The following is a 26207-nucleotide window of genomic DNA, read 5'->3' on the forward strand; positions in this document are numbered from 1 at the left end:
TGTTGGCGCTACGCACATTAAATATATTAGGCTAATATGCTGTTATATTACTTGGTGTGACTTAATTCCTGCTCATAGGCTAGTGCATTAATAATAGCAGTGGTATTGGCACCATTGGCATTTATTATTCGGCTAATACCTATTTCTTTAGCTTTGAGCGCAATTCTATTACTTGCCACAATCCACAGACATTGCTCTTGCCAGTAATTGTCTGAGTTATCAATTAAGTTTACTATGAATTCTAGCAAAGCGTTACTAGTGATTAAGATACAATTTATCTGCTGTTGATGCCATGTTTTGATGACTTCTGGCGAGAAACTTCGCCAAACACGCCGATAACTTTCAAAATAATGTACCGAGGCACCACGCTGTCGCAAATCTTCTGCGATAAGTTCTCGGCCGCCATCACCACGGACAATGAGCACGTCTTTTGCCTGCACGTTTTGTAATGGCTGCAACACCAACAGCCCCTCGCTATTATGCTTTGCAGGGACTAAGACGCTTATGCCTAAAGTTTTTAATGCTCGCTCAGTGGCAGCCCCAACCGCAATAACTTCTTTTGTCGACCATAAGGATATTGGCATCAGTTTATTAGCAAACTCTACTGCTGCGACGCTAATAAATATGACCAGTGGCCGAGTCAGTTGACTTTGTAATATTTGTAATTGCTCAAGGCTGGCACCGTCTTGATAATCAAAGCACGGCTGACAATAACTTTGATAGCCCTGTTGTTGCAGGCAATCTTGTAGATCGCGCCCAGCTTTTTCAGGGCGCGTGATTAATATTTTAAGCTTATGCTTGGTCATACACCTGACGAAGAATTTTGCCAGCACCTTTAGCCAATAATTGCTCAGCTAGCTGATTACCTAATTGCGCGGCTTGGTTAATGTGGCCACGAATTTCACTGGTTAATATTTCACTGCCATCAATCGAGCCGACTAAACCACGTAAATATATCTCTTGATTTTTAAGCACAGCATAACTGCCAATAGGTACCTGACAACCGCCTTCAAGCGCGCGATTCATCGCACGTTCTGCTACTACGCGAAGACGAGTTTCTTCACAGCCTAGTGGGGCTAACAGTGCTTTAATAGTAACATCGTCAATGCGACATTCGATACCCACTGCACCTTGGCCATTCGCCGGTAACATTACCTCTGGCGCAATATACTCTCGAATACGTTCCGGCATTTCCAAACGAATAAGCCCAGCTGCAGCTAAAATTATGGCGTCATATTCACCATTATCGAGCTTTTTAAGCCGAGTATTGACGTTACCACGTAGGTCGCGAATAGTTAAGTCGGGTCGCAGGGCTTTAATTTGACATTGACGACGTAAACTTGATGTCCCCACAATCGCACCTTGGGGTAAATCAGCCAAGCTATCAATAGTGTTAGAAACAAAAGCGTCACGCGGGTCTTCGCGCGGACAAATAACCTCTAGCCCTAAGCCTTCTGGAAACTCAACCGGTACATCTTTCATTGAATGCACGGCAATATCAGCACGGTCTTCTAATATTGCCACTTCAAGTTCTTTAACAAATAAGCCTTTTCCGCCAACCTTGGCGAGTGGCGTATCCAGAATAATGTCACCTTTGGTCGTCATGGGCACTAATTCAACCTGGATACCCGGATGAAAATGCTCAAGTTTTGCCTTAACATATTCTGCTTGCCATAACGCCAGCGCGCTTTTACGCGTTGCAATACGTACGGTTTGTTGGGTCATTTCAGTTACCTTATTCAATATTTATTGCTCAGCAATGACAATAGTTTCTTCTGCTTGTTTGCTGACCGCGTTAGACATAAACTGCCATAACTCACCGCCGCCACGTTTATCAAACCACTGGTCATTTTCAAAGTGAAAATGGTGGCCATTAAATTTCGTTGCTACCCAAATTTCACGTAAAGGTGCTTGCTTGTTGATGATGATTTTACTGGCATTTTTAAAGGTGAGGGTTAACATCCCGCCAACACCTTCATAATCGATATCGCTACCACAATTTTCGATGGCTTCTTCTATCGCTAGTAAGATGTTTTCTGCGGCTAAGTTGTACTGACTATCATTCATTAACGGTTCCTTTTTACCTGCACTTTAAGATTGTTTAATCTTTGCTTGGTATTTGTTGGTCATGGCATTATAAAACGTCTATCATGGGAAAAAAATCGAATAAATCAATTATGCGTAAAGAAATTGCAATTACTTTCTTCTGTTTGCTTAGTTTAGTCACCATAACAGGCTGCGGCATTAAAGGCCCTTTATATCAAACTCCTCAGCAACAGCAAGAGAACTTACCAAAAACAAGCCAAGAAACTGATAAAAGCAATTTAGAACCTTAGGAAGAACGGCATTGGACTTTTTTAATCGTAAACAACATTCATTATACGCTGAGCACTGTTCGGTTGCTGAATTAGCAAAGCAATACGGAACACCACTTTATATCTATTCTCGAGCGACTATTGAGCGCCATTGGCATGCTTTTGACCAAGCGGCTGGAGAGCGCCCACATCTAGTTTGTTATGCCGTTAAAGCCAATAGTAATATTGCGGTTTTAAATGTCATGGCCCGGTTAGGGTCAGGCTTTGATATCGTCTCACAAGGCGAGTTGATGCGGGTGATTGAAGCCGGCGGCGATGCAAAAAAGGTCGTGTTTTCAGGTGTCGGTAAAACCTCTGAAGAAATAGCTTACGCACTAAATTTGGGTATTTACTGTTTTAATGTTGAATCAGCGGCAGAGTTAGACCGTATCCAATCTGTCGCGCAAGGGTTAAACAAAATGGCGCCCATTTCATTACGGGTTAATCCTGATGTTGATGCCGGCACACACCCTTATATTTCAACGGGTTTAAAAGAGAATAAGTTTGGTATTAGTATTGAGCAAGCGCCTAAGTTATATCAATACGCCGCCACCTTGTCTCATATTAATATTCAAGGGGTTGATTGCCATATTGGTTCACAGCTGACCGAAATTGCCCCCTTTTTAGACGCACTCGATCGGGTATTAAACTTAGTTGACACCTTAGCCGAACAAGGTATTACATTATCGCATATCGATGTAGGTGGTGGTTTAGGTGTTTGTTACGACGACGAGCAGCCGCCTCACCCTAAAGAATATGCCAAAGCGATTGCACAAAAGTTAACGGGTCGTGATCTAACCCTTATTTATGAACCGGGCCGAGCCATCATGGCCAATGCCGGTATTTTGGTGACCGAAGTAGAATATATCAAAGTCAGTGAAGAGCGTAATTTTGCTATTGTTGATGCGGCAATGAATGATTTGATCAGACCGGCATTATATCAGGCTTGGCAGGCGATTATTCCGGTTGAACAACGTGATGATGTGACCAGTGCGCAATATGATGTGGTTGGCCCAATATGTGAAACCGGTGATTTTCTGGGTAAGGATCGAGCGCTGGCGATAAGTGCGGGCGACTTACTCGCCATACGCAGTGCTGGTGCCTATGGTTTTACCATGAGTTCAAATTACAATAGTCGGCCACGTGCTGCTGAAGTGATGGTGGACGGCAGCGCAAGTTATTTAGTCAGAAAACGCGAAACCTTAAGCCAATTGTGGCTAGGTGAAAGCTTATTACCTTTATAGTGTGAGATTGGATGTAAATGTTAATCAATTTTTCTAAAATGCACGGTTTAGGTAACGATTTTATCGTCATCGATAATGTCACCCAAAATGTTTTTTTATCGAATGAGCAAATTAAACAGTTGGCCGATCGAAATTTTGGTATTGGTTTTGATCAAGTGCTCATTGTTGAGCCTCCTTATGATCCAGATTTAGATTTTCATTATCGAATTTTTAATGCCGATGGCAGTGAAGTTGGGCAATGTGGCAATGGCGCACGTTGTTTTGCGAAATTTGTCCGCTTAAAAGGTTTAACGAATAAACATAAAATAAAAGTGTCAACGCAATCAGGAAAAATGACCTTGTTTATTGAGCGTGACGGCAATGTGTCGGTCAATATGCCGGTACCACAATTTGAACCAGCAAAAATTCCGTTTACCGCGCAAAAAGCAGAAGGCACTTATATTCTGCGTAGCGATGACGAAACCGTGCTTTGTGGTGTTGTGTCAATGGGCAACCCGCACTGCGTTTTAACAGTAGATAATGTCAAAGAAGCACCCGTAGAGCAATTGGGCAAAGCTTTGTCATTGCATGAACGTTTTCCTCAACAAGCGAATATTAGCTTTATGGAAGTGGTGTCAGCTGAATATATTAAACTGCGGGTTTATGAACGTGGTGCTGCTGAAACACTCGCTTGTGGTAGTGGCGCATGTGCTGCTGTTGTTGTTGGCCAGATGCAAAAGAAACTTAATCGACAAGTCTTGGTTGATTTACCTGGGGGGCAGTTGAAGATTTTTTGGAAAGGCCCAGGTAATTCGGTCAAAATGACAGGTCCCGCTGTGCATGTGTTCGATGGGCAAATAAATCTATGAATAAAGATAAAAATAAAGTGATGCAAGCAAGTGAACAGACCCTAAAATCAGCTGATGAAATACAACTAACCGATGAATTAATTGTTAGCTATCTGCAACAACATCCTGAGTTTTTTAATCGTCAAGCCGAATTTGTTACCGGCTTAAGGTTGCCAGATCATCAACGTGGCGCTATTTCTTTAGTTGAGCGTCAATTGTTACAACAACGTGAAAAAATTCATAATTTGGAAGAAGAAATCACCCAACTCATGGTGATCGCAAGCCAAAATGAACAATTATTTGCCTTATACAGCGATCTTTATTTACGTTTACTCGATTGCACAACCGCAGCAGAATTACTTGATTGTTTGCATCAGGCTACCACTGAGTTGTTATCGTTTGACGCCTTTAAAGTATGGTTAATAAAGCCGGTCGCGGTCAATCACAGTGCTTTAATTACTGATAATTGCGCAGAAATAATGGCCAGCCGATTAAGTAAAGATGAATACTATTTTGGCCGCTTACAACAAAGTGAACAAGCATTAATTTTTGCTCAAGCAAGCTCTGGGTCAGTGGTTTTAGTACGACTGACGCACAACCAAGAAGATATAGGTTTTTTGGCCATTAGTAGCCGAGATGCTGAGCATTTTGATCCGCGCATGGATACCTTACTGCTAAACCAATTTAAAAAATTGGTGGCAAAACTTTTACATCAACATATCTATTAGGTAGAAACATTGTGAGATTTTATCGCCGATTACACCCTTTTCATGCGATTAGCTTTGATTTAGACGATACCCTGTACAGCAATCAACCGATTATGGTGGCGACCGATAGAAAGATGGGCGCTTATTTAAACAAAAGCTTGAGTGATTATGGCATTGATAGCCACTTATATCGTTTTGATTTTAGCTTTTGGTGGCCTTTTCGCCAGCAAGTTATCGTACAATCACCAGAACTACAGCATGACGTTGGCTTATTGCGAGAAAAAACTTATTACCTAGGCGCACTATCGCTTGGCTTAACAAGTATAGAGGCCAATATTTTCGCCGCTACCGCTTTAGCTTATTTTGTTGAGCAACGTAGTAACTTTACTTTACCGCAACAGACCCATGATTTTCTGAGCTTTCTGCAGCGCAAGATGCCGCTAGTGGCTATTTCTAACGGTAATGTTGATACCCAAAAAATAGGTATCGCAAAATACTTTACTGAACACTTTCATGCCTCGATTGACAACAAATTAAAACCTGACCGCGATATGTTTGATAAAACCTGTATGGCTTTGCAAATTCGCCCTGAACAACTACTACATGTCGGCGATTGTGGTAAAAATGATGTTTTTGGTGCTATTAATGCTGGCTGTCAAACCGTCTGGTTAAACCCATATAAAGTCGGTAAACCACTAAAAGTTCTCCCAACCCTTGCGCTTGACAATATTGAGCAGCTCGCCAAAATATTGACATAAATTATTGTATTTATTACTTTTAACTAATAAATTTTAAGCAATACAGTAAAAAACTAGCCTGAAGACAAATTAATGCCCAGTTGATCACTTTATTAGTTAGCTTGGCATAAGGATAGCGTTATCAAAATAGTGCTGAACTTGCTATGATAGGGTTATATTTTCGCTTTTTGATTTTACCTCGCTATGGATGTTTCTGAATTACTTGAGTCGTTGAACGATAAACAACGAGATGTTGTTGCTGCACCACTACAAAATATGCTGGTGCTTGCCGGTGCCGGTAGCGGTAAAACCCGGGTTTTAGTGCAACGTATTGCTTGGTTAATGAAGGTTGAACACGCATCTCCTCATAGTATTTTAGCCGTTACTTTTACCAATAAAGCGGCGGCTGAAATGCGAGCCCGTGTTGAACAAACCGTTGATGGTAATGTACAAGGCATGTGGGTTGGTACTTTTCATGGCTTAGCGCATCGTTTATTGCGTATGCATTTTCAAGAAGCGAAATTGCCACAAAGTTTTCAAGTGCTTGACTCAGACGATCAGCTACGCATGATTAAGCGCATTGTGCGCTCGTTAGAGCTTGATGAAAAACGCTGGCCTCCCAAACAATTTCTTTGGTATATCAATGGTAAAAAAGATGAAGGTTTACGCCCGCAACATATTGATGCCCAACATGACGTAACAGAAGAACTTTTTGTTAAAGTTTATCGGGTTTATCAAGACACTTGTGACCGTGCAGGTTTAGTCGACTTCGCCGAATTATTACTTCGCGCCCATGAGCTTTGGTTAAATAATCCAGAATTATTACAGCATTATCAACAGCGCTTTGCTCATGTCTTAGTTGATGAGTTTCAAGACACTAACGCGATTCAATATGCTTGGTTAAACTTGTTAGGTCAAAAAAGTGGCAAGGTCATGATTGTCGGTGACGACGACCAATCTATTTATGGCTGGCGTGGCGCAAAAATTGAAAATATCCAACGTTTTTTGCAAGACTTTGATGGCGCAAAAACGATTAAACTTGAGCAAAATTATCGCTCATCTGCCAATATTCTCAAAGCCGCTAATCAGCTGATTGACAACAATAATAATCGTCTAGGCAAAGATTTATGGACCGAAGATGATGCCGGTGAAAAAATATCGATTTATACTGCATTCAATGAAATAGATGAAGCACGTTTTATTGCCGGACGCATTGCTGATTGGCAAAAAGATGATGGTTCACTTGATGATATTGCGATTTTATATCGCAGTAATGCCCAATCACGTTTAATGGAAGAAGCCTTAATTCAAGCGCAATTACCCTACCGTATATATGGTGGTTTACGATTTTTTGAACGTCAAGAAATTAAAGATGCGCTGGCTTACTTACGCTTATTAAATAATCGTGATGACGATGCAGCCTTTGAACGGGTCATTAATACCCCAACCCGTGGCATTGGTAATCAAACCTTAAGTTTAGTGCGTGATGGCGCGAGAAACTTAGAATGTACCTTGTGGCAAGCCTGCCAACATATGGTGCAAAATAAAGAACTCAAAGGCCGAAGTGCCAAAGTTATTCAACAGTTTATCAATGTCATTGAGCAGCTAGAAGACGACTCAAGCAAGTTAAATCTTGACCAGCAAGCCAACTATGTTATTCAACACTCAGGCTTAAAGGCGATGTATCAAGCCGAAAAAGGTGAGCGTGCCGAAGCTCGTATTGAAAACTTAAATGAGCTAGTTAACGCTTGTCAAACTTTTGAGGTTGACCCAGAGCTGGAAGAAGAACAAAGCCCACTTACCGCTTTTTTAACCCATGCAGCGCTAGAATCAGGTCAGTCACAAGCCGATGATCATGAACCTGCGGTCCAATTAATGACCATGCACTCGGCTAAAGGCTTAGAGTTTCCATTGGTTTTTATTGCTGGTTTAGAAGAAGGCATGTTTCCTTCGCAGCAGTCGGTTGAAGACCATGGTCGCTTAGAAGAAGAGCGACGTTTGTGCTATGTCGGTATGACCCGGGCGATGAAAAAGTTATATTTATGCCATGCAGAAAGCCGTCGATTGTATGGTCAGGAAAAAAATCACAAGCCAAGTCGCTTTTTGAGAGAACTACCTGACGATTGTACAGAGGCAATTCGTCTGCAAAATCAAGTGAAGAAACCCGTCACAACAGGGAAATTCTCATCGGCCCTGACCTTAGAAACATTTGGCAATTCCGGCTTTAAACTTGGCCAAAATGTTCGTCATAAAAAGTTTGGTGATGGTGTGGTATTAAACTACGAAGGTAGTGGTCCGCAAAGTCGTATCCAAGTTAACTTTGCTGACGTGGGTTGCAAGTGGCTTGTTGTTGCTTACGCGAACTTAGAAACACTGTAAATTCCCAAGACATTACACTGACTAACCGTTGCAACGAGTTTGACATCAGTTGCAACGGCCTAACATTAGGGCGGCTATTAACGCTGTTTAAAACACCTCTGACAGATAAAACTTTCTAATCTATCACTTTCTGCACTATTTCTTCTCACTATGTTGTGGCTGTTTTTATCGCACGTCTTCTAGCTTTTACTGAATCAAAACTAAATATGGCTAATGCAGTCCAGATGCAAGCGAAAGTAATTAATTTAGCAAAATATAATGGCTCTTGGTAATAAAACGTTGCCAAAATAAACATGATGCTTGGGCCAATGTATTGAAAAAATCCTAACGCCGTTAAGGTCATACGTTTTGTTGCAGCAGAAAAGCATAACAAGGGCGCGGTAGTGACAATACCGGTACAAACCAAGAGCATATTTAATGACATATCGTTGTCTAACATATTGGTTGTACTTGTTTTTAAAAATACTAACCAATAAATCAAGGCAATCGGTAACATCATCAGAGACTCGATCAGTAAGCCGACAAATGAGTCTAAAGGCATGGTTTTGCGTAATAAGCCATAAGTACCAAAAGTGGCAGCCAGTGCTAATGAAATCATCGGTAGTGACCCAACCATAAAGAGTTGAATCATCACACCTATAAAGGCGAGTCCAACGGCAAATAACTGCCAAGGTCGCAAGCGTTCACCTAGAAATATAACCCCTAACGCCACACTGAAAAGTGGATTAATGTAATAACCTAGGCTGGCATCAAGTAAATGGCCATTGTTAACCGCCCAAATAAACATAAACCAATTCACGGCAAGCAGTGTCGCTGAAATGGTTAATCGCATGACTATTTTGGGTTGAGTAATGGTGGCAATAAAATTGCGCGATCTTTTGGTCAGCAGCACGACTAAGATTAATAAAACGGTCGACCAAACCACGCGATGTACTAAAATTTCATCCGCGTTAATATGGTCTATTAGTTTGAAATATAGTGGCGCGACACCCCACATAGTATAGGCACTAACGGCACTAATAATACCGCCACGTAAGGCAGTTTTTTCAGATATTGGCATGGAATCAATTATGGGTTGAGGTTGGTGAGATAATAATCATAATAGCATTGTTGGGCTAAACAACCCATGTTAATACTCGTGATGGCTTTTTTTATCCCACCATATAAGTACCAGTGCCAAAGGCAATATGGTCACCTTTCTCGTTATGCATCTCCATGCGGGCGACTGCCACCTTGCTGCCACTACGAATGATTTTTGCTGTCGCAATAAATTTTTCTCCACGTCCCGGTCTTAAAAAGTCGGTCCGTAAATCAATAGTGCTCAAACGACTTAAGCTTTGTGCAATTATTTCGGGTGATAATTCAGCTAACTGAGTCAGAATATTTGCGGCAGCAACAACGCCACCGGCAAGATCAAGCGCTGAAGCCGTGACGCCGCCATGCAGTATTTTTTGTTCCGGATTACCAATTAGCTTGTCGTCCCAGACAATACTAACAACCGACTCTTGGCTATTAAATTGGGTAATTTCTAAGCCTAATAGCTTGTTAAATGGCATGGCTTGGTTCCAATATTGAGCAAGCTGCATAAACGTCTCTTCATGTGTCATAAACTTTCCTTTTGGCCCGATGAGGTAAAAGAATAACAATAATTATGCTGATATTGAAAATAAATCTCCGCACAAAGGTGTTACTGCGTTAAAATGTTGGTCGATTTCACCCAATGAAGATTGTCTGTTGCAAGCCATTTCCCCTACAAGATTAACTGAAGCTCTTAAACATCATTTTGGTTATCAGAGCTTTCGTGCTGGCCAAGAAGAAATTATTAATTATGCACTTCAGGGCCGTGACAGCTTAGTATTAATGCCCACTGGTGGCGGAAAATCAATGTGCTATCAGCTGCCAGCAACTTTAATGCCGGGTGTCACTATTGTTGTTTCACCCTTAATTGCATTAATGAAAGATCAAGTTGACGGTCTGGTTAGTCAAGGAATATCAGCGGCTTACGTAAACTCCTCACTCGATACTGAGACCATTAACGATATATTTCGACGTTTAGGTCAAGGTGAAATAAAGCTACTTTATGTTGCCCCTGAACGGCTAAAAAATTATTATTTTATTCAAGGTTTATCGCAACTCAACATCAGTTTATTTGCGATTGATGAAGCTCATTGTATATCGCAATGGGGGCATGATTTTCGCCCCGCGTACACACAATTGCATTTGCTAAAGCAAAATTTTCCACATGTGCCTGTGATGGCGTTAACCGCAACAGCGGATGTGACAACACGCCGAGATATTTTACAACAATTGGCTTTGCATGATCCCTACATTCACCTTGATAGTTTTGATAGACCTAATATTCGTTTTACCTTGGCAGATAAATATCAAGGTGAGCAACAAGTTATGGGTTATATCAACAAGCGCAAAGACGAATGTGGCATCATTTATTGTAATAGCCGTTGGCAAGTTGAAAAACTAGCGAAAAATTTAGCACAAACGGGCATTAATTGTGCCGCTTATCATGCCGGATTAGAGTCTGACATTCGTAATATTATTCAAGATAAATTCGCCAAAGATGATATTCAGATAGTGGTCGCAACCGTGGCTTTTGGGCTTGGCATTAATAAATCCAACGTGCGTTTTGTTATTCACTTTGAGCCCCCAAGAACTTTAGAGTCATACTATCAAGAAATAGGTCGTGCTGGGCGTGATGGCTTACCCGCAGAGGCGCTTTTTCTTTATGATGAAAAAGACGTTGAACGTATTAGCAAGCGTATTGTAGAAGGTGAAAATGAACAACGCGTTAACGTTGAATTACAGCGTTTTCAAGCCATGCGAGGTTTTATTGATGCGCAAACCTGTCGGCGTAGAGTGGTATTGAACTACTTTGCCGAGTTTACTGAAAAAAGTTGCGGTAACTGTGATATTTGCTTGGATCCACCGAGTCAATTTGACGCGACAAAAGCGGCGCAAATGGTGCTTTCTTGTGTCTATAGAATTGAAGGCAATGGTGATATTGAGCATGTTATTGCAGTTTTACGGGCTGAACTTAATGATAAAATTATTGCCTTGGGTCATGACAAAGTATCCACTTTTGGTATTGGCAGCGACAAAACACCCAGCTATTGGTTTTCAATCGTACGACAATTGATTCATTTAGGCTATTTACAACAAGATATCGCTGCTCAGTCGAACTTATGTTTAACACAAGCGTCCGGTGGGGTTTTGAAAGGACAACAGCCGCTGATGTTGGCCACTCCTCGTTTACAAAAAGCGAGCTATTGGCAAGGCAATAAACGCGATAAAGTCTACGATAGAGCGTTATTTGCAAAGCTAAGATCATTGCGTAAAGAAATAGCGACTCTTGAAGACATAGCGCCGTTTATTGTTTTTAACGATGCCACATTAGCTGAATTGGCCAGAGTAAAACCTTTAACTGCAAGACAAATGCTTAATGTCAGTGGTATTGGTGACACTAAGCTTGCACGCTATGGTGAACCGTTTCTCTCTTTGATTAAACAGCACCAAAACTAAAACCTAAGCGAGAACAAGCGGCGATAAAAGGCAGAAACAAAAAAAGCGCCTAATAGCGCTTTTTTAACCTAAAAAATTAAGGCTATTTAAGACTTGAGTAGTATGCTGAAATGTTAGCAATATCGTCGTCAGATAATGCCATAGCCATTGGGCCCATTACGGCGTTTTTACGTTGGCCTGATCTAAAGTTTTTTAATTGCTGAGCTAGGTAAGCTTCTTTCTGGCCGGCAAGGTTCGGATACATTGGAATAGCGGAAATACCCGCAGCACCATGACAAGCTGAACACATGGCAGTTTTTGCTTTGCCGGCAGCTGCGTCACCAGCGAATGCAGGTGAAGCCATCATAACAGTAGCAGCAATGGCTAAAGTAAATTTTTTCATAAATATTATCTCTCTTTGGTCAATAATTTTTAAAGGATCCTCGGTTGATTATATGTAAAAAGTATACTGTTGTCGTGGCTTTTTTTATGATCGTATCAGGATGAAAGTTTAACTAATATTTTGAGGCGCTAAGACAAGTTTTAAGCAACTGATTACGGTTAACTTAACTGAACTTAAACTAAGAAGAAAATTATATGCCAATAAAAAATAATATAGAAATCATCAAGGTTGAGGAAATAAATCCGACCATATTACAGCTTAGTTTTAATCTTGAATGGACTATGGATGATAAAGTAGCAATTATTGATCATGTTTTGCTCAGTGCATCGGCAAAAGTGTTAGAGGTTTTACAAGGTGCAGACCTGTATTGTTTAAGAATAAAGTATAGTGACTATGAGTTTTTACTCAACTTTGAAGAGTACAGTCATGCTTGTTGGCTCGAGTGTATTACAGCGCAAGACCGCACTGGACTGCAGGAAATTAAGCTGCTGTTGTCATCAGGATCTTAGTAGACTTTCAGTCATGTTATTTAATCACAGCATAATATTAATTTAAAAATATAGGGTTAAAAAAGTAATGGAAAAAATCCTCATCAGTAGCTGCTTTTTAGGCAATAAAGTCAGATATGATGGTGGTGATAATTTATTAACTCATACCACGCTGATAGCTTGGAAAAAAGAGCAGCGCTTAGTGGTTATTTGTCCGGAGTTAGCTGGCGGATTAACCACACCAAGAGCGCCAGCAGAAATTCGAATTATTGGCGAAAAAATAATCGTGAAAACGATTATGGGTCATGATGTCAGCCATGCTTTTGAACAAGGCGCTAATCAGGCGTTATTGCTCTGCCAAAAACATAATATTCGTTATGCACTATTAAAAGAATCTAGTCCGTCATGTGGCAGTTCCAGTATTTACAATGGCCAGTTCAATCAACAGAAGATACCGGGGCAAGGTATTACCACCACTATCTTAAGAGCAAACGGCATAAAAGTATTTTCAGAGAAAAACCTCACCAAACTCATTAGCGAGCTAACACTGAGCTAACTATTCGCGATATTAACGAAATTAGTTCGGCGCTTAGCTTGCGGGTTAATCAGTGCACGGGTCTGGCTAATGATGTTATTAGCACTTGTGGCGACATTATAATCACTGACCCCCATACTCAGGGTTATTTGTGGCAAACGAGTACCTGATTTACTGCTGATAAATCTTAATTTTTCTACACTTTGTCGAATTTTTTCAGCAATTTCGCCAGCCATGCTGCGTTCAACATCCGGCAGTAAAATCAAAAACTCATCGCCAGCCGATCTTATCGGTAAGCCACTTTCATCGACGTAACTGCTAATTTTATTAGCTATTTTTGTCAGTAGCACGTCACTGATCAGTGGCCCTAAACTTTCATTCATCTGAGAAAATTGATCGATATTAATGACTATCGCCGCCACCTGCTGATCAGGATCAGCAGAGCACCAAAGCTCTAAATGCTTTGCCATAGCTTTACGATTATATAATTTCGTTAAAGGGTCTAAATAAATTTCTTTTTTTACATCTTCTAATTCTGAGCGCAATGCCTCAGTTGACTGTTTTGATACCAGTAATTGCTGAACAATTTTTTCTTGTTCAAGTTTGAACTCTTGAGTAGTTTGGCGGATTTTTTTAATCGCAATAAATATTTCGTCTTTATCCGTCGAGTTTAAACGCACCATATTATCATCTAATTGAGTTACTAATCGTTTTGTGCAAGAGGAAGACTGTTGACTATGGGCTTGTAAATCGATTAATACTTCATCAAGATCGTCAATTAACTCACCTCGAAAGGCACTTTGCACTAAAATATATTGGCTATATATTTGTTCTAAAAAGAAGTTATCAAGCTTTTTAACCGCAGCTAATTGTTTTTCAATGGCGGCATTAAGTGCTTTTGAATGTTTATTGAGGTAGCCGTAACTCACCGCGTAATTAATCGGCGTCGCTGCTACATGCCATAACTGCAATTGCTTGATGGCGGCGTGCATTTTTTTTTCGGCTGTTACTATAGAGTCATGGTACTTCATCATTCCAACCTTTGATCTATGGTATTCGCTAATAATAGCGGGAAAGCTATTCTGTAATAATTTCAGTGAAAGTACCACAATAAAAAGTATTAAAAACAACAATAAAGCTAATTATACTGGTTTATTGTTCACTTAACTTCCAGCAGGTAAGCTATTAAAGGCTTATTTATTAGCCTAACTCTCTTGGTAATAAAGCACTAGCATTTTCATTGTTTGTTCTTAACCATCTATCGTTTTGTTTTTAATCTAGTATTGCCTGAACAGATGAGCTTAATCAGCAACAATAATCTGTGCAACGACCCGTTTGTCACTGACACAAATGGCTATTTTGAGATGTTATCGCTAGTCGTGAAGTCTTGTATATAAGCACAACGAGAAAATTATCGTGTCAGAGAAAACTTTTCTTTATAAATACTTATCTTTTGTTATGGTATTTAGTTATTGAGTTTCCTGTGTAAATTAATCTTTGAGATCTTGTCATGAAAGTATTTTCAATCACCCTATTTGTATTTCTTTTTGTTATGGCGTGTCAGTCACCAAAGCTGCAAGTGAGCTTAGTGAACCATAATCTTGCACAGATCATTAAAGACTATCAGCGCTTTAATGATCTGCAAAGCCCATTTAATCAAGACATTGCTGGCGAAACTAACCGCCAATTACCTGATTTATCACCCGACACCCTTAAGCAGCAGCATCAAGCGTTACTTGCTATTGATCAACGTTTAGCGCAGGTTGCCGTTCAAGGTCTTCAGCAAGATGAGGTCATTAATCATGCTGTGTTGTCCTATACCATTAAAAATCAATTGGATAGTTATACCAACAAAGAGCATTACATGCCGCTAACGGCGGAGTCAGGCTTTCATGTTTGGATTAGCCGTATAAAAAGCCAAGTAAGTTTTAAAACTGAACAAGATTATCGTGACTACCTCACTAGACTAGGCGCTTTAGAAAAATATTTTTCTCAGCAAATGTACTGGATGGATAAAGGCATTGAAGCGGGTATCACCCAACCTAAAATAGTCTTACAAGGTTTTGAAGAATCGATTCAAGCATTTATAAAAACAGATGCGACATTAAGCAGCTATTATCAGCCATTTTTAACCCTGCCGGCGTATTTCCCCCCAGCACTTAAATTGGAACTGCAAGCACAAGCCACCGACATTATTTTAGCTAGTGTTATGCCAAGCTATCAAAAATACTATGATTATATGGTGCAACGTTATCAACCCAATGCGAGAAGTAACATTGCCGCTAGCTCTTTACCTAATGGCGAAAATTATTATCTAAATCGGTTACAGCATTACACTACTTTGCCGCTTTCAGTGGATGAGGTGCATAACACAGGTTTAGCCGAGGTGAAGCGGATTAGAGGCGAGATGGACAATATTATTCAGCAATTAGACTTTACCGGCAGTTTTGCTGATTTTGTCCATTTTTTGCGTACCGATAAACAATTTTATGCCACAAGCCCAGAAGGCTTGTTAAAAGAAGCCTCATTTATAGCGAAAAAAATGGATGCTCAATTACCTAAATTATTTAAAACCTTACCGCGCACACCTTACGGCGTTGTTGAAGTGCCCGCTAACATTGCCCCTAAATACACCACGGGACGATACTCTGGACCATCACGAGATGATCAGGCAGGTAACTATTGGGTCAACACTTATCGCTTAGACCGTCGCCCCTTATATGTTTTAGAGGCATTAACCTTACATGAAGCAGTGCCGGGTCATCATTTACAAGGCTCCATTGCCCGAGAAATGCAAAACGTGCCTAAATTTAGAAATAATACTTATATCTCAGCGTTTGGCGAAGGTTGGGGGCTTTATTCTGAGTATTTGGGCCTAGAAGTGGGCTTTTATAAAAGCCCTTATAGTAACTTTGGCCGATTAACTTATGAAATGTGGCGTGCTTGTCGACTGGTGGTTGATACGGGCATGCATGCTAAGGGTTGGAGCCGCGAGCGAGCGATGAACTATTTAGCTAATAACACGGCATTATCGCTGCACAACGTTAAAACTGAAATTGACCGCTATATTTCTTGGCCGGGCCAAGCCTTGTCTTATAAAATGGGCGAATTAACCATTAAAAAGCTTCGTAAAATGGCTGAGCAAGCCTTAGGTCAAGACTTTGATTTGAGAGAGTTTCATGATCAAGTCTTGAAAAATGGCTCGATGCCATTATCCATGTTAGAAAATGTGATGATTGCATATGTTGCAAACAAAAAGGCTAAACAGCAGGAAGAGCTATCAAGCGTAAATTAATCCGCAAAAAAAGATAACATAGCAGACACAGTTTATAGAGATTATGATGACGAAGTGATAGCTTACAATAAGCTATGCTTGTATCTGCACTTTACCGTTTAGGTGCTTTTATTCGTCATTTTTCGTCTCGTATTTTTATTGGCTTTGTGCTTATTTGAGTTTTATAAAGTCAAATGTGATTATATAGATAAGGTACTTTATTTGATATTCAGATGATATTCAAACAGGCTAGGAGGGTTTTTATATGCGCCAGTATTATGCCCATTTCATTAAGTTATCACCCTCTTGTGCTGGTTAAAATACACCAGGGTAGCGATGCTCTTAATAACAATAGTTCGCTATTGCCTAATCTAGCCTCTTGCCTTGATTTATTTTCTTTGTACACAACAAGAGCACAGAGAAAATGAAAGTGTATTAGCCAAGCGAATAAAGCGATAAACCGAGCACAAAATTGCCACAAAGCTAGTCTTGCATTTGAACTATTACATGGTATAAATTTTGATCTTGAAAGATAAACAGTCTCTCACCCAAAATAGGAAGTCACGTTCAATGAAACGAATGCTGTTGGGTATTTTAATAAATTTTTGTATTTTGCTTACGGCTCAAGCGGACGCAATAAACAGCGATAAAAACTATCGTCAATTGCTTGATGCTTATTATCTTCAAGATAAAGAGTTATTGATGACTCAAGGTGTCATTGACGTTGCACAAGCCGTGGTAAACAACCCTAATCAATACAGTCATAATAGGGTTGCCAAGGCATTTTCTTTGTTGTCAGATGTTGCCTTTAATCGCGGTAACTTGTCAGTGGCATTGCAATTTGCCCAAGATGGTAGCGAAACAGAGCCGGCTGATGTCGATTTACAATTAGACTTATTATTGAAAATTGCCCGTGGTTATTATGTTCAAGGTAAATATATTCAGTTAAGAGAAACCTCACAAAAAGCGGCATGGTTGGCTGATCAAGCCAGTAATATGAATTATCATTTGCAAGCACTGGCTTATTCAGTTGTGGCTTATGCCTTAAATGATGACTACCCTTTGGCAGTAAAAGAGTTAACTAAAGTTGAAAGTATACTGAGCCAAAACCAACAAAGTGTTGACCAGATCACCCTCTTAGAAATTATTGCTGAAGCACATTTTTATTTATCCGAATATGACAACGCGGTAGAGTTGCTTAATCACGTATTACAATTACGTACAACTATGTCAAGAACAGCAGGTATTGGCCGCAGCTATCATTTAATCGCGAATGCCTATTACCAATTACAGCAATATGATGACGCTTATAATGCTTTTTGGCAATCGCTACAATTTGCCAAGCAGTATAATTTACCTATTCGTGCCGCCTATGCAGAACTTGGTTTAGGGCAAGTGCTGTATCAACAGCAGCAGTTTACGTTGGCAAAAGTGCGCTTGCTTAATGCCCACGCAGTTTTTAATCAGCATAACTTAGTACGGTTTAACTTATCGGCGAAAATTGCTTTAGTAAGAGTGCTGTATGCTTTAGGTAAGTCTGCTGAAGCTGATAGTATGCTGCTCTCTGCTCAGTCTTTAGCCAAAGATGTCGTCCTGTCGCCGCAACAAATAGTTTTGTTTTTATTGCTCACAGACTACTACAGCGAACAAAAGCTATTTGTGCAGGCAATCGAGGCACAAAAACATTATCTCACCCTGTATCAAGCATTATATCCCAATGTAAGTGTAAGAAATTCATTAGCAGCTATCGCTACATCGGGCAGTAATAAAGCCAAAAAATTAGCCTTGAATTTAGCGGAACAGAGCCAACTGAGTTTGGCGTTTAGTGAGAAGTATCATCGCCAACAAACGTGGATTATATTGCTTGCTAGCATGCTAAGTTGCAGCTTAATTTTTATCATATATTGCTTTTTTCAAGCGCATCGTAAACGGCTTAATCATTACTACGATGAATTAGAGTTACCTCAAACCCATTTAACACAAGCGGTGCAAACTAAACGTTGGTATCAACAGCAATATAAAATGGCAAGAAAGTATCAATATAATATTTCAGTCGCCTATTTAAAGGTTGAAAACTGGCAAGAGCTCAGTTTTCGCTTTAACCGTAAAGTTTTAGCTGATGTTAGCCAAGTACTGGCCACTATTATTGACGAAAACTTTGATGCTGAAGACTATGCAGGTGTTATTAGTGATGGGGAATACTTATTTTTGTGTCCACATCAAACGCCGGAGCAAGTACTTATTAAATTGACCCGTATAAAGCAGGCAATAAAAACCCAGTTTTTTGCTAACTTAGGCGATTATTCCGTTAATGTTATTTTTTCAATTGCAGCACCCACTATTCAGGATATTGATCCCTATGTTTTTCTTTCTCGATTGAGTGAGTGTTCTGCTATTGAAAAATAGCAGGGTAGGAATAATACTTACTGGCGGTAGAGGTTAATTTAATCAATGATATTAGCAGTTCATTACGCCTTTATTTTTAATCACCACAAAAAAACCACTATTAAGAGCAGCTATTGGTTATTTGGATAACGGTTTGAACTAAGCTCTAATGACAATACTGGGCAAGGTACTAATTTCGCCATCATCAGCAATCGTTGCAGCATTATTATCACATAACAAAATGGCGATATTGCCAGATTTACTATGACGAATAAAAGATAGGTCATAACCAAATTGTGCCAGACTGTTGGTGGAAAATTTTTGTGCCAACGACAATTTATCCCACAAGTTTGATTGCTGCGGCGTATATTGACGTCTTTCTAGTAATGCTTCTCGTTCAAAAACTGCGTGCACAATAGCCTCTTTTTTCTATATTGTTACGACACATTACTACGATATAATATTATAAATATCATGTATCTAGTGACAACAACATAGCTTAGAATTTTGTCAATATCAATAGTTAAATTGTTACGGCTTGCTAACCATTTTATCAGTGGGCTGAGATGATTTGTTACTGATATTGTTTCAAAATTGCAGGTTTAAAGATTTAGTACGTTATGTTTAAAGCTATAGCAGGTTATAATGTTTTTAATTGGTCACGATTAATTAGAGTTATATTTTTATGAGTCAGGTATTAAAAGATCTTTCTGCGTTGTTAAAACTAGAAGTAATAGAGCAAGGTATTTATCGCGGTGAAAGCCAAGATTTAGGCTTTAAAGCGTTATTTGGTGGCCAAGTGATGGGGCAAGCATTGTCAGCAGCACAAGAGACTGTGGCAGTAACTCATAATGTTCACTCATTCCATTCCTATTTTTTAAGACCGGGCGATGCCACTAAACCTGTGGTTTACCAAGTAGAAAATATTCGTGATGGCCGCAGCTTTAATACTCGACGTGTCAACGCTATTCAAAATGGTCAGGCTATTTTTTACATGACCGCCTCATTTCAACAGCATGAGCAGGGTTTTGATCACCAAGATGTTATGCCATTGGTGCCTGGTCCTGAAGAGTTAAAGTCATATACAGATTTTATTTTCGACCATCAAGCGTCTATTCCAGAAGAAATCCGGGGTAAATTTTTATCTGAAAAACCGATCGAAACAAGACCAGTGGAGCAGTATAACTGGCTAAAACCAGAAAGAACTGACGCTAAGTGTCATATGTGGATAAAGTCTAATGGTAATTTACCTGATGATCTTCGTATCCATACCTATTTATTAGCTTATTCTTCAGACTTTTCTTTTTTGCCAACCGCTTTATTTCCACATGGTGTAAGCTACTGGCAGCCAAATTTTCAACTGGCCACGATAGATCACTCCATGTGGTTTCATCGCCCATTTCGTATAGATGAATGGCTACTTTACTGTATTGATAGCCCGTCAGCGAGTAGTGGCCGTGGCCTAGTAAGAGGACAAATATTTAACCGTGCAGGTTTATTAGTTGCCTCTACTATGCAAGAAGGCGTTATGCGTCAGCGTTAGCCTTGGCATTTTGCCAGTCGTAGCCACTAGGGTGTTGAAACACTCTTAAATGAAAAAGTGGCGCGGCAGCATATAGATGGTCGAATATGTCTGCTTGTATTGCTTCATAGTTAACCCAGTCTTGGTCACTACTGAAAAAGTATAACTCCAGCGGCAAGCCAACCTCTGTTGCGTGTAGTTGCCTGACCATACAGGTCATCTCATGATGAACCTTTGGATGTTGTTTTAAATAGGCGCTGATATAAGCTCGAAAGGTACCAATATTGGTTAACTGTCGAGTGTTTATTATTGCTGCAGTATTGGTATTACCTGTGACTTCTTGTGCCGCTTGTTGGCGAATTTCAGTTTGCTTGTCCGCAAGGTAGCCAGCAATTAGTTGCACTGACTTTAACGTTTCAAGCTGTTCTGAGTTATAAAATTTAATACTGCTAAGATCAATCACGATAGCGCGTTTAATTCTTCTACCGCCTGAATTTAGCATACCGCGCCAGTTTTTAAATGAGTCGCTAGTTAACGCATAAGTAGGCACTGTTGTGACGGTATTATCAAAGTTCTTCACTTTTACCGTGTTTAACCCTATCTCAATAACATCGCCATCAGCGCCATATTTGGGTAACTCAATCCAATCGCCCGGGGCAACCATTTTGTTAGCCGAAATTTGAATACTCGCCACTAAACCTTTAATCGTATCTTGAAATACTAAAATTAACACCGCAGTTAACGCACCTAAACCACTGAGTAAGTAGAGTGGTGAACGGTCTAATAGTAACGAAGTTGCCAGTATTGTGGCTACTAAATACACCACAAGTTTAATCACTTGCAAGGTTGAGTTTAAGGGTAAATAGCGCTCGCTAGCTTTTTGTTGATAAAGACTATTGATCACATTGAGTAATGCACTAATGCTGCGCGCAACCTGAAAGCAAATGCCGACTTTTGCAAATACCATGAGAACACCGGCCAGCAAAGACTCTGCCTCTAAGAAAAATGGCGTAAGTAATAACAATAAAACAAAAGGCACCAGCAAGGAGATACGTGAAAATACTTGATGATCAAATAAGTGATCATCCCAAGTATTTTTTGATGTGCTAATTAATTTATGAATAAGCGCAAGTACATAGTTTTTCGCAATATAAAAACTAACACTACAGAATAATAAAATTAACAAACAACCAATAACAAGGCTACCTAGTGTTATGTATGGCGCATGAACACCTTGTTCAGTTAACCATGAGGTGATTATTACCTGCATTACATATCCTTCTTAGCTTGTGCTTCAAGTTGGAGCATTTTTTTATCTTTATCAAGCCAAAGTTGGTTAACCCACTTCTGAAACTGAATTTTATAAGCCCGATCATTAACATAATCACCTTTGAGTGATTCATCAATATCTTGAGTTTCAATGGCAATATTTACCTGTTTAATTTTTCCTGACAAAAAGTCAAAAAATTTTGGTGTGCCATCAGGATAGTAAATAGTGACGTTAACCACTTTACTCAGATTACCCTTCATTGCTTGAAGAACAAAACCAATGCCGCCAGCTTTTGGTTTTAATAGTCGTTGAAAAGGCGAGTTCTGGTGCTGATGTTTTTCTGCGGTAAAGCGCGTGCCTTCTATAAAATTCATCACACTAACGGGTTTATGTTTAAATTTTTCACAAGCCTTTTTTGTCGTGTCGATATCCTTACCTATTAGGTGAGGATTTTTCTTTAAAAAATGTTGGCTATAACGCTTCATAAAAGGAAAATCGAGCGCCCACCAAGCTAAGCCCAGTAAAGGGACATAAATTAACTCTTTCTTTAAAAAAAACTTTAAGAAGGGTATTTTACCGTGTAAAACGCGTTGTAATACTAGGATATCAATCCAGCTCTGATGGTTACTAATCACCAGATACCAGTCTTTCATTTTTAACTTTTCTAAACCCGTGACATTTATTTTTGTTTTGGTAAATAATTTTTGAATAAAGGTATTGCAGAGCACCCAATTGCTCGCCAACTGATCCAGTAAATAACTAAAGAATTTTTGCCATTGACTCAAGGGTACTAATGCCTTTAGTAACGAGCATATAAGTATGGGTATAAGCCAGAGTATAGTGTTGGCAATATACAAAATAACAGAGGTACAGCCAATAACTGGGCCAGGTAAAAAATGTAGCATATAAAAAACCAAAACTTTCAAGATGATAATTACTGCTTATAATCTTAATGGGTTTTAGCCTTATTTTCAGTAAAAATCGTTAAAAACTTGTCTGATAGATGACAAAAAACTTAGACCGGCTTTATTTGCAGTGCAGCTTGAAATGGTAATGAAAGCTAAAAAAATGATATTTGCCATTAGTTTTTCAACTTAAGACTGACGGTAGCTTTATAGACCTTGGTGTTAGCATAAAACAAGCTAGTTGGCCAAAAACGCATCATAATTTTATTACTAAGGCTTTTTTACGAGTAAATTACAATTTTAACATAGCAAAATAATGGTTTAAGAGAGCTAATGCTATAAAGCATGAGAAAATAGCAGATATGGATATAAATGAATTGCATAACAACTAGTTTTCAAGGCAAGCTAAGCAAATAAAAAATAGGGGGTTATCATGAAGTTTAAACGTGTGGTGATAAAGGTTGGCAGTGCTTTGGTGGCTCCAGATGCCAATGGCTGTAGCGGTAAGTATATCCTTGGTATTGCTCGCTTTATTAGCCAATGTCAGCAAGTAGGTAAAGAAGTTATTTTGGTTTCATCTGGCAGTGTTGCCGCGGGCAGAAGTTTGATTGTGCACGGCTCTCCCAACCCCTCAATTCCTACTAAGCAGGCAATGGCTGCTGTTGGACAAATGAAAATGATGGCGAATTGGCAACGTTTCTTTGATGTGCCATGCAGTCAGCTCTTAATCACTCATGGCGATTTAAAAGATCGCCAACGTTATATTAATATTAAAAACACCTTAAGAATATTACTCGCCAATGGCGTTATTCCTATTGTTAACGAAAACGATACCGTGGCCACAGAAGAGTTAAAAGTGGGTGATAATGATAACTTAGCGGCATTAGTCGCCTTGGTCAGTGAAGCGGACAGTTTATTTATTTTAAGTGATGTTGATGGTGTTTTTGAAGCAGATCCCCGCTTAAATCCTCAAGCTAAATTAATTCCTGTTATCGCCAAAATCGACCAGTCAGTTTATGCCATGGCTGGCGCCACCAACAATCCTTTGGCTACTGGCGGCATGAAAACAAAAATTCAAGCGGCAGAAAAAGCAGTAGAAAATGGTATTGACACTTATATCTTAAACGGCAGTCGTGGCGAAGTATTTGAACAAATCTTACGTGGTGATAACCCAGGTACGCACTTTATCGCTCAACAAGGTGCAACACGGGCCCGTAAACATTGGTTGAAGCACACCTTAAAAAGTAATGGCAAGATGTTATTAGACCCTGGCGCTGTCAGTGCGTTAACCAAGCAAGGAGCGTCTTTGTTACCATCCGGGGTGACTGAGGTTAGCGGCGATTTTCAAGCCGGCGACTGTATTGATATTTATGATGCTAAAAATGCTCAACAGATCGCCAAAGGTATCAGCCAATATAATGCGCGAGATTTACAGCGAATTAAAGGCAGTAAAAGTGACAAGATTGCGGCTCTGCTTGGTTGTTGTCCAAGTAAGGTGGTTATTCACCGTGACGATATGGTGCTGTTAAACTCAGAACAATAGGATATTTTAGGTGAGATAAAAAATAAGGGTCAAAGACCCTTATTTAATCGCTATTAGCTTTTTTAACTACTAATGCATATTACTCAGCAATATACGAACAGCAATAGTCGGTTAATTCACTTACTTTAACATCAAAGGATGCATTGGCAGGCACATTAAAGGCTTGATTGCCGGTAATGGTTTGCCAAGTATCACTGCCTGGCAATAGTACACTAAGCGTACCTTGTTGAATTTCCATTAGTTCTTTTTCTGCGGTAGCAAAAGTATATTCACCCGGCATCATAATACCTAAGGTTTTAATCGAGCCATCAGCAAAAGTCACTTTTCTGCTCGTCACTTGGCCATCAAAATAAATACTGGCCACTGATGAAATACTGACGTTATTGAATTGTGTCATTAATCTTCCCTTTTATTCTTACTAAAACAGCACGTTCGCGCTGGATAAAAAAAACGGTGTTGCCAATTGTGCCAACACCGCTGGTAATAAATACGTTAACTATTAACTATTCGCTTCAACTATGCGCTTCATATCAGTCATGTAGCCGCGTAATTCTTTACCAATAGCTTCTACACCATGGCTACGAATAGCGTCGTTAACTTCGATTAAACGCGCGTTATCAACACCATTAGAGCTGGATTTTAAACCTTCACCCAATTCTTCTAAGGTTAATTTGCTCGCAAAGCCTTCCAATAAAGGTACCGCAGCGTGCGAGAATAGGTAGTTACCGTACTCTGCTGTATCAGAAATAACCACGTTCATTTCGTATAACATGTTGCGGGCGATAGTGTTAGCAATTAACGGCGTTTCATGTAGCGACTCGTAGTATGCAGAAGCATTGATAATGCCTGAGTCAACCATAGCATCAAAGGCTAATTCAACACCCGCTTTTACCATAGCGACAACGAAAATACCTTTGTCGTAATATTCTTGCTCAGAAATTTCGGTATCACATGTGGGTGCTTTTTCGAAAGACGTTTCAGCGGTCTCTTCACGCCATTTTAATAGGTTAGCATCACCGTTGTCCCAGTCTGCCATCATACCGGCAGAAAAACGACCTTCGATGATGTCATCCATATGCTTTTGAAATAAAGGACGTAAAATCTCTTTTAATTCTAACGACATATCAAAGGCTTTAATTTTAGCTGGGTTAGATAAACGGTCCATCATGTTAGTAATGCCGCCATATTTTAAGCCTTCAGTAACCCCTTCGATACCGTATTGTAATAATTTACGTGCATAACCTGCATCAACACCTTGCGACAATAATTGCTTGTGACCCAAGATGGCGGCTGTTTGTAACATACCACAAAGGATAGTTTGTTCGCCCATCAAATCTGATTTAACTTCTGCAATGAATGAAGAGGCTAAAACACCGGCGCGATCGCCACCTGTTGCTGAAGCATAGGCTTTTGCGATAGCCCAACCATTACCTTGAGGATCGTTCTCAGGATGAACAGCGATAAGTGTTGGCACACCAAAACCACGTTTGTATTCTTCACGCACTTCAGTACCAGGACATTTAGGGGCAACCATCACCACAGTAATATCAGAGCGAATCTGCATGCCTTCTTCAACAATGTTGAAACCGTGAGAGTAAGCTAAAGAAGAACCTTCTTTCATCAGTGGCATAACGGCACTAACCGCTGACGTATGTTGCTTATCTGGCGTAAGATTTAATACTAAATCGGCTTGTGGAATTAATTCTTGATAGGTGCCTACAGTAAAACCATTGTCGCTTGCCCACTGATAAGATTGACGTTTTTCTGCAATGGCAGCATCACGTAAGGCATAAGAGATGTTTAAACCTGAGTCGCGCATATTCAGGCCTTGGTTAAGGCCTTGAGCACCACAACCAACAATAACAATATTCCAATCTTTAATGAAATTACAACCATCACTAAACTCTTCACGATTCATGAAGCGACATTTGCCTAACTGTGCTAGTTTTTCGCGTAAACTCAATGTATTGAAATAGTTAGCCATTTTGCTCTCCTGTACTTGGTTATTGACCAAGAAAATGAATTAAGTGGTCAATTTGTTGACCTTAAGGCTATCATAGCGAAAATATATCGTTGCTTAAAATGATATATTTGCATTGCAGTGTTGCAGTATTTGCAATA

The 26207-nt window shown here is 39.8% G+C and carries 25 protein-coding genes; 13 read left to right on the top strand and 12 right to left on the bottom strand.

Annotated elements, in window-relative coordinates:
- Positions 1-47: 47 nt before the first annotated feature.
- From H4J54_RS18150 to cyaY, 3 genes are read right to left on the bottom strand one after another with little or no spacing between them, the layout of a single operon-like run.
- The gene (locus tag H4J54_RS18150) at positions 48-806 is read right to left on the bottom strand and encodes a uroporphyrinogen-III synthase (RefSeq protein WP_182192353.1); all 759 of its coding nucleotides are present in this window, start codon (positions 804-806) and stop codon (positions 48-50) included.
- Positions 793-1725 carry a hydroxymethylbilane synthase gene (hemC, locus tag H4J54_RS18155; RefSeq protein WP_182192354.1) on the bottom strand — a complete coding sequence of 311 codons (933 nt, stop codon included), beginning with the start codon at positions 1723-1725 and terminating at the stop codon, positions 793-795. Before hemC ends, H4J54_RS18150 begins: the two co-directional genes overlap by 14 nt.
- Before the next feature lie 21 nt (positions 1726-1746).
- A complete protein-coding gene (gene cyaY / locus H4J54_RS18160; protein WP_182192355.1) occupies positions 1747-2067 on the bottom strand; it encodes an iron donor protein CyaY in 321 nt (106 codons plus the stop codon).
- An 83-nt stretch (positions 2068-2150) separates the two neighbouring features.
- On the opposite strand from cyaY, the gene H4J54_RS18165 reads away from it, so the two are divergent.
- From H4J54_RS18165 to uvrD, 6 genes are all read left to right on the top strand, one after another.
- Positions 2151-2336 carry an LPS translocon maturation chaperone LptM gene (locus tag H4J54_RS18165; RefSeq protein ID WP_182192356.1) on the top strand — a complete coding sequence of 62 codons (186 nt, stop codon included), beginning with the start codon at positions 2151-2153 and terminating at the stop codon, positions 2334-2336.
- A gap of 11 nt (positions 2337-2347) precedes the next feature.
- On the top strand, positions 2348-3598 hold the full coding sequence (lysA, locus tag H4J54_RS18170) for a diaminopimelate decarboxylase (RefSeq protein ID WP_182192357.1): 1251 nt from the start codon (positions 2348-2350) through the stop codon (positions 3596-3598).
- Positions 3599-3615: 17 nt separating this feature from the next.
- Entirely contained in the window at positions 3616-4446 is an 831-nt protein-coding gene (dapF, locus tag H4J54_RS18175) for a diaminopimelate epimerase (RefSeq protein ID WP_182192358.1), read from the top strand.
- Positions 4443-5153 carry a DUF484 family protein gene (locus H4J54_RS18180; protein ID WP_259367061.1) on the top strand — a complete coding sequence of 237 codons (711 nt, stop codon included), beginning with the start codon at positions 4443-4445 and terminating at the stop codon, positions 5151-5153. Before dapF ends, H4J54_RS18180 begins: the two co-directional genes overlap by 4 nt.
- Positions 5154-5164: 11 nt before the next feature.
- Positions 5165-5890: an HAD-IA family hydrolase gene (locus H4J54_RS18185; protein WP_182192359.1), complete on the top strand. Its 726-nt coding sequence runs from the start codon at positions 5165-5167 to the stop codon at positions 5888-5890.
- A gap of 183 nt (positions 5891-6073) precedes the next feature.
- Positions 6074-8248, top strand: coding sequence for a DNA helicase II (gene uvrD / locus H4J54_RS18190; protein WP_182192360.1), 2175 nt, complete (start codon positions 6074-6076; stop codon positions 8246-8248).
- 148 nt (positions 8249-8396) lie between these two features.
- Here the strand turns inward: uvrD and rarD are convergent, their stop codons facing one another.
- Positions 8397-9308 carry an EamA family transporter RarD gene (rarD, locus tag H4J54_RS18195; RefSeq protein ID WP_182192361.1) on the bottom strand — a complete coding sequence of 304 codons (912 nt, stop codon included), beginning with the start codon at positions 9306-9308 and terminating at the stop codon, positions 8397-8399.
- 91 nt (positions 9309-9399) lie between these two features.
- The gene (locus H4J54_RS18200; RefSeq protein WP_182192362.1) at positions 9400-9855 is read right to left on the bottom strand and encodes a thioesterase family protein; all 456 of its coding nucleotides are present in this window, start codon (positions 9853-9855) and stop codon (positions 9400-9402) included.
- Between the two features lie 127 nt (positions 9856-9982).
- Between H4J54_RS18200 and recQ the strand changes: the two genes are divergently transcribed.
- On the top strand, positions 9983-11782 hold the full coding sequence (gene recQ, locus H4J54_RS18205) for a DNA helicase RecQ (protein ID WP_182192363.1): 1800 nt from the start codon (positions 9983-9985) through the stop codon (positions 11780-11782).
- Between the two features lie 82 nt (positions 11783-11864).
- Here the strand turns inward: recQ and H4J54_RS18210 are convergent, their stop codons facing one another.
- A complete protein-coding gene (locus H4J54_RS18210) occupies positions 11865-12164 on the bottom strand; it encodes a cytochrome c (protein WP_182137159.1) in 300 nt (99 codons plus the stop codon).
- Positions 12165-12358: 194 nt separating this feature from the next.
- Here H4J54_RS18210 and H4J54_RS18215 point away from each other — a divergent pair, with 194 nt between their 5' ends.
- Together H4J54_RS18215 and H4J54_RS18220 are read left to right on the top strand one after the other, a co-directional pair.
- Positions 12359-12673 (top strand): DUF3630 family protein, encoded by a 315-nt coding sequence (locus tag H4J54_RS18215; protein WP_182192364.1) that lies wholly within the window; start codon positions 12359-12361, stop codon positions 12671-12673.
- Between the two features lie 67 nt (positions 12674-12740).
- Positions 12741-13208, top strand: coding sequence for a DUF523 domain-containing protein (locus H4J54_RS18220; protein WP_182192365.1), 468 nt, complete (start codon positions 12741-12743; stop codon positions 13206-13208).
- Here H4J54_RS18220 and H4J54_RS18225 read toward each other — a convergent pair.
- The gene (locus H4J54_RS18225; protein ID WP_182192366.1) at positions 13205-14221 is read right to left on the bottom strand and encodes a GGDEF domain-containing protein; all 1017 of its coding nucleotides are present in this window, start codon (positions 14219-14221) and stop codon (positions 13205-13207) included. The two genes, H4J54_RS18220 and H4J54_RS18225, sit on opposite strands and share 4 nt — an antisense overlap.
- 476 nt (positions 14222-14697) lie before the next feature.
- Between H4J54_RS18225 and H4J54_RS18230 the strand changes: the two genes are divergently transcribed.
- Together H4J54_RS18230 and H4J54_RS18235 are read left to right on the top strand one after the other, a co-directional pair.
- Positions 14698-16482, top strand: coding sequence for a DUF885 family protein (locus H4J54_RS18230; protein WP_182192367.1), 1785 nt, complete (start codon positions 14698-14700; stop codon positions 16480-16482).
- A 549-nt stretch (positions 16483-17031) separates the two neighbouring features.
- Positions 17032-18867, top strand: a complete 1836-nt coding sequence (locus H4J54_RS18235) for a tetratricopeptide repeat protein (protein WP_182192368.1) — start codon at positions 17032-17034, stop codon at positions 18865-18867.
- A gap of 138 nt (positions 18868-19005) precedes the next feature.
- Here the strand turns inward: H4J54_RS18235 and H4J54_RS18240 are convergent, their stop codons facing one another.
- Positions 19006-19260: a hypothetical protein gene (locus H4J54_RS18240; protein ID WP_310650127.1), complete on the bottom strand. Its 255-nt coding sequence runs from the start codon at positions 19258-19260 to the stop codon at positions 19006-19008.
- Positions 19261-19531: 271 nt separating this feature from the next.
- Here H4J54_RS18240 and tesB point away from each other — a divergent pair, with 271 nt between their 5' ends.
- A complete protein-coding gene (tesB, locus tag H4J54_RS18245; RefSeq protein ID WP_182192369.1) occupies positions 19532-20389 on the top strand; it encodes an acyl-CoA thioesterase II in 858 nt (285 codons plus the stop codon).
- Here tesB and H4J54_RS18250 read toward each other — a convergent pair.
- Positions 20373-21638 carry a mechanosensitive ion channel family protein gene (locus H4J54_RS18250; protein WP_182192370.1) on the bottom strand — a complete coding sequence of 422 codons (1266 nt, stop codon included), beginning with the start codon at positions 21636-21638 and terminating at the stop codon, positions 20373-20375. The two genes, tesB and H4J54_RS18250, sit on opposite strands and share 17 nt — an antisense overlap.
- Complete coding sequence (locus tag H4J54_RS18255; protein WP_182192371.1) at positions 21638-22543, bottom strand: acyltransferase; 906 nt, start codon at positions 22541-22543, stop codon at positions 21638-21640. The genes H4J54_RS18250 and H4J54_RS18255 overlap by 1 nt, the downstream gene beginning before the upstream one ends.
- Before the next feature lie 433 nt (positions 22544-22976).
- On the opposite strand from H4J54_RS18255, the gene proB reads away from it, so the two are divergent.
- A complete protein-coding gene (gene proB / locus H4J54_RS18260; RefSeq protein WP_182192372.1) occupies positions 22977-24086 on the top strand; it encodes a glutamate 5-kinase in 1110 nt (369 codons plus the stop codon).
- A 79-nt stretch (positions 24087-24165) separates the two neighbouring features.
- Here the strand turns inward: proB and H4J54_RS18265 are convergent, their stop codons facing one another.
- Positions 24166-24483 (bottom strand): pyrimidine/purine nucleoside phosphorylase, encoded by a 318-nt coding sequence (locus H4J54_RS18265; protein WP_182192373.1) that lies wholly within the window; start codon positions 24481-24483, stop codon positions 24166-24168.
- Between the two features lie 102 nt (positions 24484-24585).
- Positions 24586-26070 (bottom strand): ketol-acid reductoisomerase, encoded by a 1485-nt coding sequence (gene ilvC / locus H4J54_RS18270; protein ID WP_182192374.1) that lies wholly within the window; start codon positions 26068-26070, stop codon positions 24586-24588.
- Between the last annotated feature and the right edge of the window lie 137 nt (positions 26071-26207).

Origin of the sequence: Colwellia sp. MB3u-8, from assembly GCF_014076985.1 — a bacterium.
GTDB lineage: Bacteria > Pseudomonadota > Gammaproteobacteria > Enterobacterales > Alteromonadaceae > Cognaticolwellia.